The following is a 19553-nucleotide window of genomic DNA, read 5'->3' as shown; positions in this document are numbered from 1 at the left end:
CCGGTCGAACAGCGCGAGGTGGCCGGTAACGCGAGCGGAACCGAGGGCCTGGAGCCGGGGCTCGCCACGGCGTACACAATGGCGGAGAACCAGGCACATGCCGAAGGAGTCTCGCTGTACATCAATTCCGGCTACCGCACGCCCGCCGAGCAGCAGGCGCTGTGGGACGACGGAGTGCGAACCTACGGCAGCCCCGACGAGGCGCGCCGCTGGGTGCTGCCGCCCAATGAGTCGCCGCATGTCCAGGGCCGGGCCATCGACGTCGGGCCGCAGGCCGGTGCGCAGTGGCTGGAGACGAACGGAAACCGCTGGGGCCTGTGCCGGATCTACCAGAACGAGTGGTGGCACTTCGAACTCGCCACCACACCGGGCGGGATGTGCCCGGCGCTGCGCGCGGATGCGAGCGACGGCGGCGGCCGAGCTCCAGCGCCGTCATTGCCGAATCCGCCGGTCGTGCCGGTCCTGCCGATTCCGCCATCGATTCCGATTCCGCTGTGGCTCGGCAGTTTGCTCGGGTTGTAGCTCCGCATCGCGAGCGACCCGATCGGGCTGCGGTTTCAGCCGACGGGCACCGGCTCCGAGATCTCATCCTGGGTGTGTGATGTGCGAATCGGCAGCGCCCAGCACAGTACGGCCGTGCTGATCGTGCTCAGCGCACAGACGGCGACGATGTAGCAGCTGACCGCCGTGGAGGTCGAGCCAGCGGTCCAGAGCGCGGTCGCGATGAGCGGTGCCAGCGCGCCGCCGAGGATCACCGAGGTCTGCACGATGAGCGAGGTGCCCGAATAGCGCACCGACGCCGGGAACATCTCGGCGACAATGATTCCGCCGACGCTGTGGCTGATCGGTAGCGTCACCCCCATGCCGAGCAGCGCGAGCAGAACCACGGCCTTGTTTCCGGTGTTCAACAGCGGGAAGTAGACCGCGCACCACACCGTCAGCGCGGCCGTGCCCGCCAGGAATACCCGACGCGTGGTGCTGCGGTCGGCGAGCGCGCCCCACAGCGGCATGGTCGCGGCCCAGACGAGCGAGGCGATGATGACGCCGAGTAGCAGGAAGTTTCGGCTGAATCCGAGTGCTTTGGTGCCGTAGCTCAGGGTGAATGCCATGAAGATATAGACGACCGCCGAGGTGGCGATCGCGGCGAACAGGATCAGCAACAGTCGAACGGGTCCCACCCGCAGGGCGTCGCGCAGCGGGTAGGCCGCGACCTCGCCGCGCCGGATGAGGGCGGCATGGTCCGCGGATTCGGTGATGCCGAGCCGTACCCAGAGCCCGACGAGGACGAGAATCGCGCTGAGCAGGAATGGAATTCGCCAACCCCAGGACAGGAATGCCGACTCCGGCAGCAGCGCGCTGGTGCCGAGGAAGATCGCATTGGCCAGCACCAGTCCGGCCGGTGTGCCCATCTGCGGAAAGCTGGCGTACCGATTGAGCCGCCCGCGCGGCGCGTGCTCCATCGACAGCACGACCGCACCGGCGCCCTCGCCGCCGAGTCCGACGCCCTGCACCAGTCGCAGCCCGACCAGCAGTGCGGGAGCCCAGAATCCGATGCTGTCGTAGGTGGGGATCGCGCCGATCAGCGTGGTGCTCACACCCATGAGGATCAGCGAGACCACGAGGGTGGTCTTGCGGCCGATCCGATCGCCATAGTGGCCGAACAGCAGTCCGCCGATCGGCCGCGCGCCGAAGCCGACGGCGAAGGTGCTGAATGCCGCCAGTGTCGCGGCGGCGGGGCTCAGCGTCGGGAAGAACTGCTTAGTGAAGATCAGCGCGGACGCCGTGCCGTAGAGCATGAAGTCGTACCACTCGAGGGTGGTGCCGACCAGGGTGGCGATGGCGACCTTGCGGTGGGGCGGGGTGGAGCTCGAAGACACTACTATCCATTCGGGTTTCAGCCAACGCGGGCGGGAGCGCCCGGCATATTGTCCAGTGCGAGGCCGCCTTCGATCCCGTTCGGGACACGGCGGCGGTTGGGGGAGCCGAGGGCCGCGGTGAGGTCGGTGCCGTCGTGCTCGGCGAGCAGATCACCACTGTCCCATACGAGCAGCGTCGCGCTGACGGTGTTCTCGGCCGCCGAATGCGCGAGATCGTAGTGCGCGCAGCCCGGGACGTGCGGATAGGTGATCCACAGGTCGTAGCCGGTCATGAACAGGTCGAGGTCGAACTGCACACTCAGGCCGAGCAGTTCGCTGCGGCCGTTATCATCGACGCCCGCGAAGGCCTCGTCGAGTGCGAGCAGGCGCGGGGCCTGCGGGTCGGCCGAATCGAGCATGACGTGCGCGGCCGCGAAGAGCGGCAGATGCAGCGAGACCGACTGCTCACCACCCGACAGCGCGCTGTGCCGGGCCACGGTCAGCTTGTCCTCGCTGCCGTCGGCGGAGATGAGGGTGAAGGAGAATACCCGCCAGGTCCGGTAATCCAATGTCGCGGCGAGGATTTCGGGATACGAACGCTCCGGATGCGCGGCGCGGGCGGCGCGGATCTCGGCGGCGAAGTGAGCGCGGATCGCCGCCAGATCGTCGGCGACGAGCGAGGAGGCGTCGCGGTCGAGCAGCTTGCACATGGCGCGGGCGGCATCGGAGAGACTGTCGGACAGGACCCAGTGCACGCCGATCGTATTGCCCGAGGACATGCGGCGCTGTTTCATCTCCGCGCCCATCCGGGCGATGAGATCGCGTGCATCGCTGGTGCGTTCGTGGATCTGCTGGGCCAGACCGGTCAGCAGCGCATCCTCGAGAATGCGACGTTCGGCATCGGTGAGCAGCAATTCCTGATCGCGGCGGGCGGCATCGATACGGGTGGCGAAATCCGCGAGCGCCGACAAACCGTTGTCGTCCTGGACCCCGACCACCGTCAGGCCGTCCGCGGCATCCCACTGCAGCCGGTAGTCGCGGCCGGAACCGGCAAGCGCGGCGTCGAATTCCTGCAGCGCCGCGGTGACCGCACTGCGGGTGGATTTGCGGGCGGCCTCGCCCGCCCGCACGGATGACGTGGCGGCGGTGAGATTGTCGAAGAGTTCGGCGACCTCGTCGGGCAGCACCTGTGGTTCGGCCTCGGGTCCGGCCGCCGAAATGCGGTAGAGCAGCTGTTCGGGGGTCGACCAGGCGGCATCGCTGCTGGGCCAGCGGCTGTCGGTGGGAGCGCCGAGCAAGGTGAGCAGATCCGGTTGTGCGTAGGGCGCGAGGGCCTGCACATCGGCGAGCACCTCGGTAAGCGCGGTGCCCAGCGATTCGTGTGCGGTACGGAAGGCCGCCTCGGCGTCACCGATCGCCTCGATCGCCGCATTCGCGGCCTTGCGGGCGGCCTTCTGCTCCGCCCTGGTCGATTCGATCTTCGCGCGGGCCTGTTCGAGTTCGCGATCGATATCGGCGGCGCCCGCACCCAGTGCCTCGCGCAGCGTTTCGAGCTTGCGCAGCTGTTCCTGGTAGCCCGCATCGGCGGCCTCGGCCTCCTCGGCGAAGGCCTCGGCCAGATCGCGGGCCTCATCGAAGCGGTCCGAACCCTCGCGTTCGCGTTCGCGCTCCCGTTCGTGGTCGGCGCGCAGCCGCAGCAGGCCGGTTCCGGTGTTCTCGAAATGGCGGATGGCGGCGGCGAGAGCATCGATCTCGCGGGCATCGCGCGGGGTGCGGTGCGCTTGGGCGACCGAACGCAACTTCTTCTCCACCGCGGACGCCTCGGCCACCGCTTGGTCGAGGTCGCGCTCGGCCTGTGCCACCACCTCGGAGCGCGACCGCATCATGCCCGCCGATTCCGATACCGCGCGCAAGGCGGCGGTGATCGCCGACGGGCGCGGTAATGCCTTGGCGGCAGCGGAGATTCGCGCGAGTTCGGCGGCGGCGGCGGCTTCATCCGCCTGGGCCTGGCGCTGGGCTTGCTCGGCTGCCTCGATCGCGGCGGCGAGTTCGGTGAGCCGGATTTCCCGGCGCTTGGCGCGGGCGGTGGCGCCGATGAATTCGGCCTCGGGCTTGTGGTGGCGACCCACCTGCACCCCTTGGCGGAACCCGCCGGTGGTACTCACCGCGACCGCGCTGCCGAGATCTGAGTCCTCGTCGTACAGGGCGATGGAGGCGAGAACATCGGCGACGACCTGCTGGCGCACAGTGAGGTCGGCCGAATCATCCTCGACGACAAGGACATCGGCGAGTGTGCGCCCGGACGGCCTGGCCTCGGGCGGTAGCGGAACCAGGAACTGATCGGAGGTGTAGTCCGGGCGTTCGGCTTCTGCGCAGATCCAACTGTCTAGCAGATCGGCGGCATGCAGGGCGGCCTCGATGCCCGCGGCCTGCGGCGGAGTCACCGAATCAGCGAAGCGGACCAGCCGCCACAGCGGAGCACCCGCACGACCCTCGGCCTTGCGCGCGCGAGCGGCGAAAACCGGTGGGGCATCGTCGCGTTGGGCCGCGACGGCGTCGCGTTCGGTGCGCAGCGCGACAATTCGGTCACCGGCCAGCGCGGCGCTGGCCCGCGCTTCCTGACGGCGGGTGCGAATGTCGTCGAGGAGCGGTTCGGCGCGTTCGGCCAGCACCTCGCCGACACCCGCGGCCGCATCGGAGCCCGCAGTGGCCAATGCCGCGTCGAGCGCCTCGAAAAGGCCCTTCCGAATGGGGGAGTACACCTCTCGATGCGCATCCCACCAGGTGCGCAGTGCGCCAGCGGCTTCGGTGCGAGCCAGTACAACGGCGGCCTCGGCGGCGGACACCTCGGCGGCGGCCGATTCGCGCAGCGCCCGTGCGCGTTCGGCGAGCTGTTCGGCCCGGGTCCGTTCGGCCGTGGCGGAATCCATCAGACCCAGCGCCTTGCGGACCGCGCGCACATCGGCGTCGCGCTCCTCGGCATGTCCGCGGACGGCGGCGGTGAGCTGGTCGCCACGAGCCTGGTCGGCCGATCCGGCCCAGGTGATACCCGCCTCTTCGGCGGCGGCGCACAACTCGTCCTCACCGCGCGCCAAGGCGGCCGCCGCCTGCTGTACGGCCGCCTTGGCGCGCTCGGCCTCCTGGCCACGCTGATCGAGGGTCTGGCGCGCCTTGAGCGCCTTATCCCGGTGCACGTTCGCCGAGGTCTCCAAGCGGCGCACCGCGTCGGCGAGATCGTCGAGCTGCTGTTTGCCCTCGTAGGCGCTGGAGCGCTGCAGGGTTTCCCGGTCGGCGAGGGCCTGTTCATAGGCGCGGTCGGCATCGTCGGCGCGCGCCTCGGCGGCGGTGCGTTCGGCCTCGCGACGCTCGCGCAGTGCGGTGGCGGCGAACAGTGCGGTGCTGGCGTGGGTCACCGCGTCCAGCCGGGTGCGCACCTGGTCGACATCGGTCTTCGCCTGTACCGCAAGGTATTTCCGGTACACCCCCACGAAGGACCTGGTGGCCGTGTCGGCGTGGACCAGCCCCTCCAGCGTGCGCCCGACCTCCTCCATATCGCTGAACGAGCGGGCCGCGTCCAGAATCAGCTGCTCGTCGAGCGGGCGCAGACCATCGGTGAGCGCCTGTGAAAGCCCGCGCGGATCGAGGTTTTTCGCGAGCTGCGGGCGGCGCAGCGTGAGAATGAGGTTGATCAGCTGGTCGTAGCGCTGGGTGCCGAGGCCGAACATGCGCGCGTCGATCGCATTGCGGTATTCGACCGGACGGTCGACGATGGCGTCGGTGCCGATCTGCTCGGCCAGCTGCTTGCGGGTGAGCGGCCGGTCATCGGGGCCGATGAGCGAAAAGTCCACGCCCGCACGGCCGTCGGCGACGAAATACCAGCGGGTGACCTTATCGGAGGAGCGGGTGGCGCGCATGCCGATGCCGATGGTGACGACCTCCGGATCGTCCCATTTACCGCGTGCGAACTCCATCCACACATACGAATACGCCGATTCCTGCTTGCGGTACAGCAGATTCGACTTCATGGTGCGCTCTTCACCGGCGAACGGGTTGAGCCTGCGCGGTTCGATCCGGCCGTCGAGTACGAACGGGAACAGCACCTCCAGGGCCTTGGTCTTACCGGAACCGTTGGGTCCGCGCAGTACCAGCCTGCCGTCGGCGAAGCAGTACTCCTGGTCGCGGTAGTCCCACAGGTTGATGATCCCGGCGCGGGTCGGGACGAACCGCACTCCGCCGTGGATGAGCGACATGTTTCAGATCCCTTCCGTACCAACGCTGTCGGCTCCGATGGTGTCGGAGGCGGTGACGAATAATTCGGCGGCGCGCTTCGTGCGTACGGTGACAACCGCGCCGCGGTAGCGCGCCAGGGCGGGCAGGATGATCAGGCCGTCCGCGACCACTTGGACCAGGCGCAGCCGTTCGAGCAGGGCGGTCACCTCCCTGGTCAGTCCGGGCACATCGGCCTGCCATTGCGCGGCGAAGGTGACACCGTAGCGGTCGGTGAGCGCCTGTACGGTTTCGCCCACCCAGCTCGCTTCGACGAAGGGGTAGGTCGCCCGCACCGTGGCCATCGCCTCCGTATCTGGATCCTGTTCCACCACTTCGAGATCGGTCGACGGGAGGTCGGCGAGCGGGACGAATACGGTGGATTCCGGAATGGCGCCGTCGAGCTGTTCGGCCAGTGCGACCGCCGGATCGGGTGCACCGTGGCGGACCGGTACCGGGTGATCGATATCGAGTACGCGGTCGGCGATCTCACCGACCAGCAGCAGCGCCACTTGCGCCAGCGTGCCGGTGCCAGGGAAGCGGATATCGGAGAGGCGGCCGGAGACATCGATCAGCGCGACGCCCTCGGCCCGGCGTTCGACGCGCAGCCCGGTGAACAGTTCGACATCCGCGACGACCCGGTCCTGCATCAGCAGCGGACGTTCGCCGTAGGCCAAATCATCCGCATAGACGACCGGACGCTCGACGAGGCCGCGGCGTACCCGGCGCGCGGCGTCGGCGGCCGCCGCATTGGCGGCCGGGCCGTGCGCCATGGCGTCCTCGGTGAGCAGACCGCTGACGCTGTGCAGATGCTGTAGCGCGCGTGGCGGGCGGAACAGGGCGAAGACCACCGGTCGGTCGATGTCGTAGAGCGCCTCGCCCGCCTCCGGATCGGCGGCCCAGCCGCCCGCGTCACCATCGGCCAGCGTGAGCGCGCCGCGGTGCGCTAGCCAGCCGACGGCGTCGACGAAGGCATCGCGGTCGGCGGCGCGGTCCGGGGACAGTTCGAGGCCGTCGACCCGGCCGGTATAGGCGGCCACTTGATCGGCCAACTCCGACAACGTGATCTGATCACCCGCGCGGCCGAGGGCGGCCAGTGCCAGGGCCAGGTAGGCGTAGCGACGGCGGTCGAAGACGCGTTCGGTCACAGCGCGGGCCGGTTTGCCGGAGTCGAGGCGATCGACGACCGGGAACAGCCGGGCCGTCGTTTCGGTGACCTCGAGTCGGTAGCCGAACAGTTCGGCCAGGTCCTCGCGGAGTTCGGTGGCCCAGCGGCGGATCAGCGGCAGCGCGATCCGATCCGGAAAGGTCCTGGTGACCAGGTGGTTGGCGAGGATGACTCGGGCGGCGCGCTGGTAGTTGTCCAGGGCAAGGGAGTCGACGCGGCGGGCGTGGATCATGCGCGCCGTCCCCGGGCCGTCTGCTCGACCTGGAGTCGGCGGTTGTTCAAATGCAGGAGGCCGCGGGCGGTGTGGACCACGGTCGAGCCGGGATATTCGGAGACGGTGAGAGTGACGCCGCTGTCGGAGCCGGTGGTGCCGTCGACGCGGCCGCTGACCGGAACCCATGCGGTGGAGGCGGCGTCGAGCAGGCGCAACAACACCTCGGTCTCGCGTTCGTCGAGGACGCGGTCGTGCACATCGGCGGCGGCGAGGGATTTGGCGGCCTCCGCGCGGGCGCGCTGTGCCTCGAGTTGGGCCTCGCGCAGTCGGCGGATTCCGGCGTCGTTGCGCTGAATTCGGGCCGGGGCACCGGCCTGCGGTGGCCTGCCGGTTTCGGCGAGGGTGCGCGAGATCTCCAGTGGCGGCGCCTCCCACCAGGACCGGATCGGCGGGATCAGTTCCGCGTCCGGATGTTCCAGCGATAGGTGCCGTGGCCTGCCGAGACCGAAGACGGCGTCGAAGAGCGCGTGTGCGCTGTCGGCGGTGGGCGCGGCGGTGAACCAGCCAGCGAGATGCCGCAGTGCCGATTCGCGACTCACCCCGCCCTTGCGGGTCTCGGTGACCCGCCGCAAAAGCGACAGTACGGCGGCAATGGCGCTCATGGTCGCCTCCCGCAGGCGATCGGCCTCGGTCGAGGACGATTCGCCCGGAATATCGGAGGCCGTCGCGACGAACCAGGTTCGCAACCCCTGCCAGCGCGCCCGCCAATCCGCTTGCCGCTCGGCCACACTCAGCAGCACCCGTTCGTCGCAGCCCGCCGCCCGCTCGATCAGTTCGCCGACTCCGGTCTCCTCGATCTCGCCGATGGCGGCGGCCAGCCGCGGCGCGAAACGGGCCAGATCCATGCTGAACTCACGCATATGCGCGAGCAGCGCGTCCTTGTGCGCAAGGAACGATTCCGGCGTGATCTCGGTGGTGCGGACCATATCGCCGAGCGAGAGGTAGAAATGCGCGGCCCGCGCCGCCATATCGGTGAGCGCGGCATCGAGACGGCGCAGCGTCCGGTAGACGCGCTCGGCGTCACCGGCCCTATTCGCTTCGGCGAGCGTATTCAGATCAGCCAGCAACTCGGGCAACACCAGTCTCGATAGTGCAGCCTCGTCCAATCGCGCTTCGAGGACCCCCGCGACCGCCCGATATGCCTTGAACCCGGCCTGAGTGAGCTGATAGACGTAGTGCCGATTCCGATACTCCGCGAGTGTCGCCGCCCGCGTTCCGTCGTAACTGCGCTCGACCACGCCCCATTGGTGCAGCTGATCCAGCAGCGGCCCGATCTCCGCTCCGGTCAACCGGGGCGCATCGTCTCCGCTGCGTTCGATCCAGGTCGCCACATCGTCGGCGTGCAACAACACCACATACGCCGCGCGCGCACTGTCGAATGCCCGCAGCACCCATAGATACTCCGCCCGCTTCTCAGCCGTAGCGAAGGAGAACAGCCGCAATCGCTCATCCCACAGTGCGGGTGCGGCATACGGCAGGCCGTCAACGGAGTCGGTCACCGGGAACAGGGTAGTAGCGGGTCGATCGCGGCCGTTACGACCGACCCCCATTCGGCGTGGCTGTGTCCGGTTTGCTGCGGTTCGCCACTCGGCCGCTCACAGGTCGAATCGAGCCCGCAGCCCGATCTTGACCTGTTCGAGCACTTCCGGTGCGAGCTCACCGACCTGCTCGGTGAGGCTGTCCTTCGCAACGATCGCGATGTCGTACAGCGCGATCACCTGTGAGCTCTCCGGCATTGCGACGGTGAGCAATTGATGGCGCGACGGTACTTCGCGAGCCTCCCGCACCGGTGCCGCGACCAGCATGGGACGCTGGCGGATCACCACATCGGAGTCCACGATCACCACGGTTGCGCGACGTCCGGAGATATGGCTGACGAGATTCCAGATCTGGCCTAGTCGGGTGGGTTCAGCTGGCACGGCCGAACAATACGTGCTCGGCGGTCTGTTCGGCGTCGTTCGTCCATTCGGTCCCGGTGCTATCGGGCAGTGTCCTGAGTTCATCCTCGAGCAGCTGCCGGCGCACGGCCTTGGCGATGTAGTCGCTCAACTTATCGTTCGAGGCCGCCCGCAGCCGGGCGGCGAGATCGTCATCCATCGAGATGTTCATGCGCACCGCCATACACCCGACGTTACAGCGGATGCGGCACACGGTGCTACAGAGACTGCGGCTACCTGCGGAATCATGGCTGTTGAGGCGGAGGCAGGAGTCGCCGGAGCAAGGTCTTGCCCTGTTCGATGAGGGCGTCGATGCCGGTGCCGGCGGCCCGGTTCGGCTCGACCGTGTCGAGGACTCGATCCAGGTTGGTCATGGCGAACTCCATATCGCGCAGGGCGCGGGGGCTGGCGGGGTCGGTTTCGAGGAGATCCTTGGCGATCGAGAGGGCCTCGCGGTAGACCTCGATGGCGGAGTCGTAGTCGTTCTCGCGTTCGGCGGCGTCGCCGATGGCGGACAGGATCAGGCCGACATCGCGGTGCAGCTGTAGATTTTCTGGGTCGGCCACGGCGAGGCGACGGGCGAGGGTCAGGGCCGCGGTGTTGTGCCGGAAGGCGAGGGTGTAGGCGCCGGTGGCGGCGGCGACCTTGGCGAGCTGATGGTGGGAGATGCTCAGGTCGCGTTGTTTTTCGGTATTGGTCGGGTCGGCCGCCGCGAGTTGTTGTGCCAGGGTGAGGGATTGGGTGTAGTGGTGGTCGGCCGACAGATAGTCGGCGGTGCGCATGGCCAGGTCGCCGAGCTTATCGTGCGAGATGCTGAGGTCGCGTTGATTTCGGGCGTTGGCGGGATCGTCATCGGCGAATTTGCGATGGATGGCCAAGGATCGGGTGTAGTGGGTGCGGGCGGTGTGTAGTTCGCCCAGTTGTAGGGCGACGTCGCCGCAGCGGTTTAGGGCGATGGCGAGGTCACGCTGGTATTCGGCATTACCCGGATCCTTTTCCGCGAGTTCGCGATGGATGGCCAGCGACTCGGTGAAGAAGGTGACCGCTTCCTCTGGGGTTTCGAACAGCAGCGCGGCGTCGCCGATCTGCTGCATGGCAATGGCGACATCGCGGGCGATTTCGGTGTCGCCGGGATCGGCCCGGGACAGTTCGTTGCTGATCAGGAGCTTTTCCAGATAGTGGCGGCTGGCGGTATCGCCGTGGCCCGCGCGCATGGCCAGGTCGCCGAGTTTGCCGTGTGCGATGGCCACGCCGCGACGGGATTCGGCGGCATCGGGACCCGAGTCGGTGAGATCGCCGTGCAGGGTGAGGGATTCGGTATAGAGGTGCTGTGCGCCGTCGAGATCGGCGGTCAAAACCGCCAGGTCGCCGAGTCGCAGGCAGGCGTTGGCGAGATCGCGGCGCAGTTCGTTACGGGTGGGGTCGCTATCGGCGAGGCTGCGTCGGATGGCCAGTGCCTCGGTGTGGTGGGCCAGCGCGGCGGTAAGATCGCCGCTGCGCACGGCGATATCGCCGAGACTCTCCAGTGCGCGGCTGAGGACCTGTTGCATATCGACGTTGTACGGGTCGGTGCTGGTGAGATGCCGTGCGGTGCGCAGGGACCGGCTGTAGTGCTCGCGGGCCGTGCCGAGATTTCCTGCCAGCATGGCGAGTTCACCGAGGGTGTCCAGACCGAGGACGAGTGCGCGTCGAGATTCCGCACTGCCCCGGGAGGACTGGACTCGGGCTCGCAGCACACCGACCAGAACAGTTTGGCGATTGGTTGCGGCACCGAGGTTTCCGGTTCGGCGCAAAGCCCGCACCTCGCGGTCGCCGAGCTCCAGATAGCCGGGAGTGTCATCCGGTAGGGTGGGCATGATCTCGCCGAGCAACGCCGCGATCTGCAGTTGATCCAACTCGCGGCAGCAGGGGATGGCGAGTTCGGTGAGCTCCACGTACCGGCCCGCGGCGAGTAGATGTCGGCATGCCTCGCTGTAATCGTCGAAATCCCGGAAGCCAGCAGAGATTCGGGCCAGTCGCATCGCATAGGCTCGGCTGTGGCGGCTGATGCGTTCGGGGCCTTGATGGGTGTCGAGTGCCTGGGCGACCCACGGGTGCACGACATATCGGTCGTCATCGGTGGTCAGTAGTGTCAACCTCAGGAGAGTTTCGATGGCCGCCATGACGGTACGGCGCTGAGTACGCGTCGCGTCGGGACCGAAGCGGGCGTGATAGATATCCAGATCCCGCAGTGGCGTCCGCGATAGCGAAATCTGCAGCAGTAGTTCGCGTTCGGCCGCATCGAGCAGATCCACCAGCGCGTCCACGAGAATATCGCGGGAGCCGAGTACCACCGCGGTATCCAGACTTTCGGCCAGCGACCGGTCCGGACCGAGATCGACGGAATGCTCATCGGCCAAGCGGCGCAACTTCTCACCGACCGGTCGCAATGTGCCGTCCCCACCGCGCAATAGCGCGTCGACAAATTCGATGAGCCGCGGATGACCGCCGATGGTGCGCGCGACGAGCCGACGCTCACTCAGTCCGAGACCGCTGATCTGGGGAAGCCGCAGGAACATTCGCTGTAACTCCGCCGGACTCAATGGCGTCAGTCCGACCTCGGTGAGACCACCGGGAATCGGATACCGGCAGGTGACCAACAGCCGTCCGGTCGTCGCGACCCGGCACAACTGCGAGAACTGTTCGGCGAAACCAGGATCGAGGAATGCCGCACCGTCCGGCCGGGTCAGGTTCTGCTCGAAATCGTCGAACAGCAATAGCAATCGGCTCCCCGCCAATAGCCGATGTATATGCTCGAGCACCTGTCCGTCACCATCGCGGGCCAGATCGTCGGCCACCGGACGCAATGCCGGATCGTCCTGAATGGCCGCGCGCACCGCGGCGCACAGCGCCGTCGGATTCCATTTCCCCACATGTTCGGCGATATGCCAGCCCCGTTCGCGCATGCGCGCGGCAACTCGTCCGGCCACCGCCGTCTTCCCGAGTCCACCCATCCCGGTGATCACCGCGCCGGGTCCGCTATCAGCGGTGTCGAGCAGCCGCACGATATCGCGAACCGGTCCTCGGCGGCCGATGAGATATCCGACCGGTAACTCACGCACCGTCGCACCGCTCGGCGCCTGGGTGCGCCGACCGAGCGGCCGCGGCGGCGCGTTGCGATCCCACAGCGGCCGGTCCGCCACCCCGGTGAGCAGCGTCGGCACGAACCACTCGGGCGGAATGTCCGCCGCATCGGCGAGCCGCTCCTGCTCGAGGGCATAGCGCGCCCGGCTCAGCGCGAAGGCGACCGATCCGCCGGAAAGCGCGGCGTAGAACGACTTCGCCAATTGTGTGGCACACCGATCGGATACCCCCGTCTGCATGACGAGCACCCGTTCGACACCCCCACCGATCAAGGTGCGCGCCAATCCGGCGGGCCCCCCATCGACGCCGCCGCAACTCGACAGCACCACCAACGGCAGCGCCCGCCCCGATGCCCGCAGTGCGGCAATGAGATCGGCGGCGTCGACCACATCCGGATCGCCGTCCTCATCCTCGAGTTCCAGCACTGTCGCCGACCCGTGCGCACTCAGATGTAGCACATGGAATTCCTCGGCCCGCAGCGCCGTGGTGATCTGCTGCAGCGAGGCGACTTCCAGAATGCGCACACCGCCGCCACCCTCGGTCGGCACCTGCGATACCGCGTCGAGGATCGCCTGCATCTCCGCCTCGACATCCAGTGCGAGATTCGCCGTGCGAGTTTCGGTCGGCGCGGCCACCGCGGCGAGGATCTTCATCGGTCCCGGCGCGAGAACGGGGGCGGGTTGGCCGGCACCGGAATACCGGCGCGAGACGGCCACATTGGGCCGCATGGCCAACGGCAGGTCGTCGGCGAGTATCAGCATCTCGTACGGCAACAGCATCGTGTCGTCGTCGACATCGAATACCACCTCGGTATCGGATCCGTCGACGAGCCGGGTGAGATGCCAGGTCGTGCGCGGTTCGAACATCGCGTCACGCAGCGCCGTACCGATCTGGAAGACCGTCCTGCGCACGGTTTCGGGCTGACCACCGACGACATCCCATGCGAACGCCACCTGTTCGGGCAGCGGCGCGACCCGGTCCGCGATCGGCGCATCCGCCTCCAGCACCGTGGTCCGCAGGGATTCGTCCGCATCGCGACGCACAATGACGCGAACTCGATTCATCGCCCTCCCTCAGACAAGCGATGAGCCAAAACTACCGCGAATCAACAACAGATGCCGATGAGCAAATGATCACCCGGGCGACAGCGCACGCAACTGGTCCAGATACACCAGGGCGCGCGGATCGCCGGGAAACCGTTCGATGATTTCGCGCGCGGCCTCACCTGCGATCCACATCAGCGACGGCAGCGACCGGCGCTTCCCGGAGAAGGCCCGCATGCCCTCGTGCACCGCCAACTCCAGATCGCGGGCGCGCACGGCGACCACCGCCAGGGTCAGATGCGCCTCGGACACCCGCATCGGATTGCGTACCGTCCCGTCGGCTCTGGTCGAGTTCCGGATCACCTCGCGCGCATAGGATTCCGCCAGCGTGTCCTCGCCCGCGACCCGGCAGCAGTCCATGGCATAGAAGTCGAACTTCTGCGGATCGACCACGAAGTGGTTGTCCAGATTGGTCGGATGGTCGAGTCGCTCGAGAATAGCTCGACCCTGATTCAGCGATGCCTCGACCTCGTGCCGATTCCCCAGTCGGGCCCAGGCCTTCGCACGTTGTGCGGCCAACTGGACACCGACACCGAGTTTGCCGCTGGTCGGCAGCGCCGGGTCGACCGCCTCGATCGCGCCGCGGTAGTTGCCCTGGGTCAGGGCGAACCACGCAGCCATTTCCGCACTCCAGCCGACGATTTCGGCGTGCTCGGCCTCCTGGCCGAGCGAATGGGCCGCCCGCCGAGTGGCCTCGGCGGTGGTACGGCGGCCGAGATCGTAGTCCACGCAACCGACCAGCAGCGCAACCCAACCGGCCAGTACGAGAATTTCCCGATGCTGCAACAAAGTCAGGCGGCCGTCGAGCAGCGAGGTGATGCGGCGCAGCCAGGACGTGCCCTCGGCGTGCAGATCGTGCGGATCGGCATACGGGTACTCACAACACAGCCGCTCGGCGGTGATCCGGATGGCATCCAGTGTGGCGGAGGAGACATCGGACATCCGCAGTCGGCCGATGAACTCGAGCGTGTCCATACCAGTGGCCGAAAGCAATTCGTCATCGCGGTTCGGGCGGTTCTTCGGAAAGAACGCGGCCGTGACCGTATCAAACGCGGCGGCGATGATCGGAGCATAGAAATCATCCGGTCTCGACTCACCCGACTCCCAACGCCGCCAATTCCGAAGCAGGGTACTGTCCGTCGGCAGGTTGTGCGAAGACTTCGCGCGCATCACACGGACGGCATCGGCTTGTGACCACCCCCGCGCATCGCGTTCGGAGCGCATTCGCACAGCCCAGACGGGTCGATCGTCTCCAGCGGCCACATCTGTAGTATCGCACCAGTTAACGCTCAGTGGCCCGGATAGGGCACACAGATGTCACTGGGTTGACACCTGCACTCGCAGTTTTGCGTCCTACATGCTGGATATGGGCGCGGAGGGTTTGCCAAGTCCCATATGTAAGAACATCTGCTCTTGCACGTGCGCAGTACCCGTCGGTGACGGGGGAGATCCACAGAAGAGAACAGCGAGAGATCCCAATCCAATGGAGGTTCGGGTGGAAGCGTTGATCTATGGATACTTGCGTGACGATCTGGCCGATGGCCACGGTGCAGAACTCGAGGATGCGATGAGCAGCCTCGCCCGTGAAGAAGGACTGTGCTTCGCCGCAACATTCCACGAATCGACCTCCGGTGACGGAACGGCATTCGCCGAGCTGACCCAGGAGCTCAAGCGGGCTGACGCGCACCACGTCGTGGTTCCGTCACTCGATCACTTTGCCGGCCAGACGATTCCGCGAGACATTCTGCTCGCGAAGCTGGCCCAGGACGCGGCGGCCCAGGTGTGGACCATCGAGAGCTGCGCTGTTCGAGAAGGGGCCCTTCGCGAACAAGCTCTTGACGAGGACTGACCTGCGGCGCAGATTCGTCACCAACCACGTCGCGACCACACCGGCCCCGAGCGATGCGAGCAGCGCTGCGACATGGTGTTGCCCGAACAGCGGATAGACCTGCCAGTGCAGCAGATAGACGAATAGCGAACTGTCGGCGAGCAGCGCGGCCACCCCGGCCACCAGGGCAGGCACCCGTACCGCGGGCAGCCAGATCAGCAGCAGCAGTCCGGCCATGACGAGCCGCTCCCGATCGGGAACACCGAAATAGCCTGGCACCGAGATCAGTAGCACGGCGCTCACCAGCAGCCGCTGCCAGATTGCGGTAGCCTTCGCGGCCGCCCAGCCAAGGGCGAAGAACCAGCAGGCCAGCGGCGAAAACGGCACATCCTTGGCCGGATAGAGCCCGAACGACCAGATCCGGAACACCATGGTGATGGCCACCAGCCCCATGGCGAACCAGAACGGCTCGCGGCGCGCGAGGGCATCGATGAACGGCACGCGCACCAGGAGCGCGGCCACCACCATGAACAGCACCAGCACCTCGATGAACCACAGGTGCCCTGCGGTAGGGCTGTCGCGCGGGCCGAGAATCTTATTGAGCAGCAACACGTTCTGCCAGCCGTAATAATCGGTGAACAGCAGCGTGAGCGCCACCCAGGCGGCGGTCGGGATCGCGATGAGCGCCACTGTGTGCAGCGCGTTGCGCAGTCGTTCGGCACGCGGGGTCATAGTGACGGCGAAGCGGGCGAAGTTGAATCCGGCGACGCCGAGCAGGATATGCGCCGCGCCCCAGAGTACGAACATCCCGATATGCGAACCCGCGATGAGGACGATCCCGGTGGCGCGCAGCAGCGTCGGTGTGTCGACCGAGCGGCCGAATGCGGTGTGGCCGTGTGGCACCCGCTCGAGTTCGGCGACGGTGCGATCCGGCCAGTTCGCGGGCAGTCGGCCCAGTGCCCGCTCGAGGCGGGTCGCGGTGGTGATGTAGGTCAGTGAGTTGCCGCCGAGGTCGACGAAGGTGCTGTCGGGGCGGATCAGGGCGGGGTCGATGCCGAGGGCGATGGCGTAGAGCGCGCGGATATCGCGTATCGGCAGATCGGGTTCGGATGTGCGCAGTTGCCGGATCGCCGAATAGTCGGGCTTGCCATTGGGTAAGCGCGGTATCTGCGCGACGGCGCAGGTGCGGATGGCCGCGGCGGGCAGACCGGACAGTTCGGCGGCCACCGCCGCAACCGATTCCGCCGGACTCTCGACGGCGACAACCAACTGGTCGCCACTATCTGTGCAACAGGCGGTGAAACCGGCAGCGGCGAAACCGGATTCGAGCCGCTGCAGGTCGATGCGCAGTCCGAAGATCTTGGCGAAGCGGCTGCGCCTGCCGACCACCTGATACATACCCTCGGGTGTGCGCCGCGCCAGATCACCGGTGCGCAGGGATTCGACCGTATGGCCGAGGGCAAGATCGCGCGGGCAGCAGGCATAGCCCATCATCACGTTGGGGCCGTGATAGACCAGCTCCTCGTGCTCGCTGTCCGGCACCGACTCCAGGGTGAACCGGCCGCCGGGAATCGGCACACCGATACAGTCCGGATGTTTCCCGGCCAATTCCGGTGGCAGATAGGCCATCCGCGCGGTGGCCTCGGTTTGGCCGTACATCACCACGAAGTCCCATCCGGCGCGCGCGCCGAGCCGCGCGTACGCGCGCACCCGCTCGGGTGCGAGGCAGCCACCGGCCTGGGTGATATAGCGCAGATCGGGCAGCCGCATGCGGTCGAAGCCGATGCGGTCGAGCAGATCGATGGTGTACGGCACGGTCGCGAACGAGCTCACCCGGTGATCGCGGACATCGTCCCAGAACTGGTCGTCGAGGACCGATCGGTCGGTGAGCAGCAGGCTCGCGCCGCGCAGCAGATGGCTGTGCACGACCGACAATCCGTAGCAATAGAACATCGGAAGTGTGGTCGCGGCGCGATCATCGGGGTCGACGCCCAGATATTCGGCGATGGCCTGCGCATTCGACAGCAGGTTGGCGGCGGACAGGCGCACCAGCTTCGGCGAGCCGGTCGAGCCGGAAGTGCTCAGCAGCAGCGCGAGATCCGGATGCAGGCGGTGCGTCGAGGTCTCGCGCCGGACCTCGACGTCGCCATCGATCACGACATCGGGATCGTAGGTGGCCAGCAATTCGCTGGTCATCTCCGCGGTGAGCAGGACGACGCAGCCCGCGCTCAGCGCGCCCAGATACGCGACGAGGGAGTCGATATCGTTGCGCGCCCTGAGCGCGACGAGCCGCCGGTTCGCTCCGAGCTGCCGCGCGTACTCCTCGACAAGTGCCGCCAGCTGCGCATAGGTGATCCGCTCCAAACCATCCGGCACCGATTCCGCTGCTGTGACGGCCGCCGATGGAGATCGAGAGCAGAGGACGGCGATCCGGTCGTCGAAAGTGCGAAGGTGCGCGACGATCCGGTGAATAGTCACCGGAGAAGTTTAGATGGTAAGCCTTTCCATACCTACGAGTGCCCCCCTGGCGAACTTTCGGTGAATAGTCCGAAGTTGAATCGCAACGGCCCGAACCGATTACAGTCCGAAGCTGCCCGGACCCCGCCTACGCAGGTACTTTTCGAATTCGGCCGCAATCGCGTCGCCATCGATCTTGGCCATCGCATCGTTCAGGTCCACGGCCGCGTCGCCGCGTTCCTCCAGCGAGCGCACGTACTCGCTGATCTCGTCATCGCCCACCGTCATCTCGTTGACGGCGGTCTCCCAGTCCTCGGCCTGTTTGGGTAGTTCGCCGAGTGGAACCTCGATATCGAGCACATCCTCGACGCGGTGCAGCAGCGCAATGGTCGCCTTCGGATTCGGCGGCTGTGAGACATAGTGCGGTACGGCCGCCCAGAACGAGACGGCGGGCACGCCCGCCTTCACACACTGGTCCTGCAGTACACCGGTGATACCGGTCGGTCCCTCGTAGCGGGTCTGCTCCAGGCTGAACCGCTCGGCGGCTTCCTTGCTATAGGCCGATCCAGTGACCGGGACGGGGCGGGTATGCGGGGTATCGGCGAGCAGCGCGCCAAGGATGACTACGGTCTGCACACCCAGCTGTTCGATGAACTCGAGCAGATCCCCGCAGAAGCTGCGCCAGCGCATATTGGGTTCGATACCGCGCAGCAGCACCACATCGCGGTCGCTGCCGGGCGGCGAGCAGACCGAGAGCATGGTGGAGGGCCACTGGATTTCCCTGGTCACACCGTCGACCTGACGCACCGTCGGCCGGTTGACCTGGTAGTCGTAGTAGTCCTCGGAGTCGAGTTCGGCCAGCGGCTCGGCATCCCAGATCAGTTCCAGATGCTCGACGGCGCCGCTTGCCGCATCACCCGCGTCGTTCCAGCCTTCGAAGGCGGCGACCAGCACAGGGTCCCGCAATGTCGGCAGTTCCGGCTCGGGTGATACCGGAGGTTCACTGGAGTTCACCTCGGTCAGCCTACGGCGTGTGAGCACGTCGCGTTGAATTTGCGCGGTCGGCGCGGCACCGGGCGTTCATCTGTCTGGGCAGGTGTGGTCCCCGACACCGCCACGGTGGTTCGGCATGTCCTACCGGCCCACTACGCTTGATCACATGTCTGCGTCCAGCTCCGCCGCGTTCGATACCACGCTTCTCGACACGCTCCGTCGGCGTGTCGTCATCGGCGACGGTGCGATGGGCACGATGTTGCAGGCCGCCGACCTGACGTTGGACGACTTCCGCGGCCTGGAAGGCTGCAACGAAATCCTCAACGACACCCGCCCGGACGTGCTGCGCAGCATTCATCGCGCCTACTTCGAGGCCGGTGCGGACGCGGTCGAGACCAATACCTTCGGCTGCAATCTGCCGAACCTCGCGGACTACGATATCGCCGACCGGATCCGCGATCTGTCCGAACGCGGCACCCGGCTGGCCCGTGAGATCGCCGACGAGATGGGCCCCAGTGCCGACGGCACCCCGAGCACATAGCGCGGGG

11 protein-coding genes and 1 pseudogene are annotated in these 19553 nt (G+C 67.0%); 2 read left to right on the top strand and 10 right to left on the bottom strand.

The window, feature by feature from the left end:
* The first annotated feature begins 18 nt into the window (after positions 1-18).
* A complete protein-coding gene (locus tag ABZW16_RS37125) occupies positions 19-522 on the top strand; it encodes a M15 family metallopeptidase (RefSeq protein WP_354960811.1) in 504 nt (167 codons plus the stop codon).
* A gap of 35 nt (positions 523-557) precedes the next feature.
* Here ABZW16_RS37125 and ABZW16_RS37120 read toward each other — a convergent pair whose 3' ends face one another.
* The 10 genes from ABZW16_RS37120 to ABZW16_RS37075 form a co-directional block, all read right to left on the bottom strand.
* Positions 558-1877, bottom strand: a complete 1320-nt coding sequence (locus ABZW16_RS37120; protein ID WP_354960808.1) for an MFS transporter — start codon at positions 1875-1877, stop codon at positions 558-560.
* Positions 1878-1894: 17 nt separating this feature from the next.
* A complete protein-coding gene (locus tag ABZW16_RS37115; RefSeq protein WP_354960807.1) occupies positions 1895-6106 on the bottom strand; it encodes a TIGR02680 family protein in 4212 nt (1403 codons plus the stop codon).
* A gap of 3 nt (positions 6107-6109) precedes the next feature.
* Complete coding sequence (locus ABZW16_RS37110) at positions 6110-7519, bottom strand: TIGR02678 family protein (protein WP_354960810.1); 1410 nt, start codon at positions 7517-7519, stop codon at positions 6110-6112.
* Positions 7519-9006: a TIGR02677 family protein gene (locus tag ABZW16_RS37105; protein WP_354960809.1), complete on the bottom strand. Its 1488-nt coding sequence runs from the start codon at positions 9004-9006 to the stop codon at positions 7519-7521. The genes ABZW16_RS37110 and ABZW16_RS37105 overlap by 1 nt, the downstream gene beginning before the upstream one ends.
* Before the next feature lie 153 nt (positions 9007-9159).
* A complete protein-coding gene (locus ABZW16_RS37100; protein WP_354960806.1) occupies positions 9160-9483 on the bottom strand; it encodes a type II toxin-antitoxin system PemK/MazF family toxin in 324 nt (107 codons plus the stop codon).
* The gene (locus tag ABZW16_RS37095; protein ID WP_354960805.1) at positions 9473-9685 is read right to left on the bottom strand and encodes a hypothetical protein; all 213 of its coding nucleotides are present in this window, start codon (positions 9683-9685) and stop codon (positions 9473-9475) included. The genes ABZW16_RS37100 and ABZW16_RS37095 overlap by 11 nt, the downstream gene beginning before the upstream one ends.
* A 61-nt stretch (positions 9686-9746) precedes the next feature.
* On the bottom strand, positions 9747-13688 hold the full coding sequence (locus tag ABZW16_RS37090; protein ID WP_354960804.1) for a CHAT domain-containing protein: 3942 nt from the start codon (positions 13686-13688) through the stop codon (positions 9747-9749).
* A gap of 69 nt (positions 13689-13757) precedes the next feature.
* A complete protein-coding gene (locus ABZW16_RS37085; RefSeq protein WP_354960803.1) occupies positions 13758-14897 on the bottom strand; it encodes an XRE family transcriptional regulator in 1140 nt (379 codons plus the stop codon).
* Between the two features lie 532 nt (positions 14898-15429).
* A complete protein-coding gene (locus ABZW16_RS37080) occupies positions 15430-18033 on the bottom strand; it encodes an AMP-binding protein (RefSeq protein ID WP_354960802.1) in 2604 nt (867 codons plus the stop codon).
* 99 nt (positions 18034-18132) lie between these two features.
* Positions 18133-19026, bottom strand: a complete 894-nt coding sequence (locus tag ABZW16_RS37075) for a PAC2 family protein (protein ID WP_354960801.1) — start codon at positions 19024-19026, stop codon at positions 18133-18135.
* A 115-nt stretch (positions 19027-19141) separates the two neighbouring features.
* On the opposite strand from ABZW16_RS37075, the pseudogene ABZW16_RS37070 reads away from it, so the two are divergent.
* Positions 19142-19519, top strand: a pseudogene (locus tag ABZW16_RS37070) (homocysteine S-methyltransferase family protein); the annotation flags it as partial.
* Positions 19520-19553 lie beyond the last annotated feature (34 nt).

It is taken from the genome of Nocardia sp. NPDC004604 (genome assembly GCF_040609795.1).
Lineage (GTDB): Bacteria > Actinomycetota > Actinomycetes > Mycobacteriales > Mycobacteriaceae > Nocardia.
This window is presented reverse-complemented; position numbering and strand designations above follow the sequence as displayed.

Coding starts and splice junctions, on each gene's coding strand:
- ABZW16_RS37090 (WP_354960804.1), bottom strand. CDS start 13,688: ATGAATCGAGTTCGCGTCATTGTGCGTCGCGATGCGGACGAATCCCTG.
- ABZW16_RS37115 (WP_354960807.1), bottom strand. CDS start 6,106: ATGTCGCTCATCCACGGCGGAGTGCGGTTCGTCCCGACCCGCGCCGGG.
- ABZW16_RS37095 (WP_354960805.1), bottom strand. CDS start 9,685: ATGGCGGTGCGCATGAACATCTCGATGGATGACGATCTCGCCGCCCGG.
- ABZW16_RS37085 (WP_354960803.1), bottom strand. CDS start 14,897: ATGCGCGCGAAGTCTTCGCACAACCTGCCGACGGACAGTACCCTGCTT.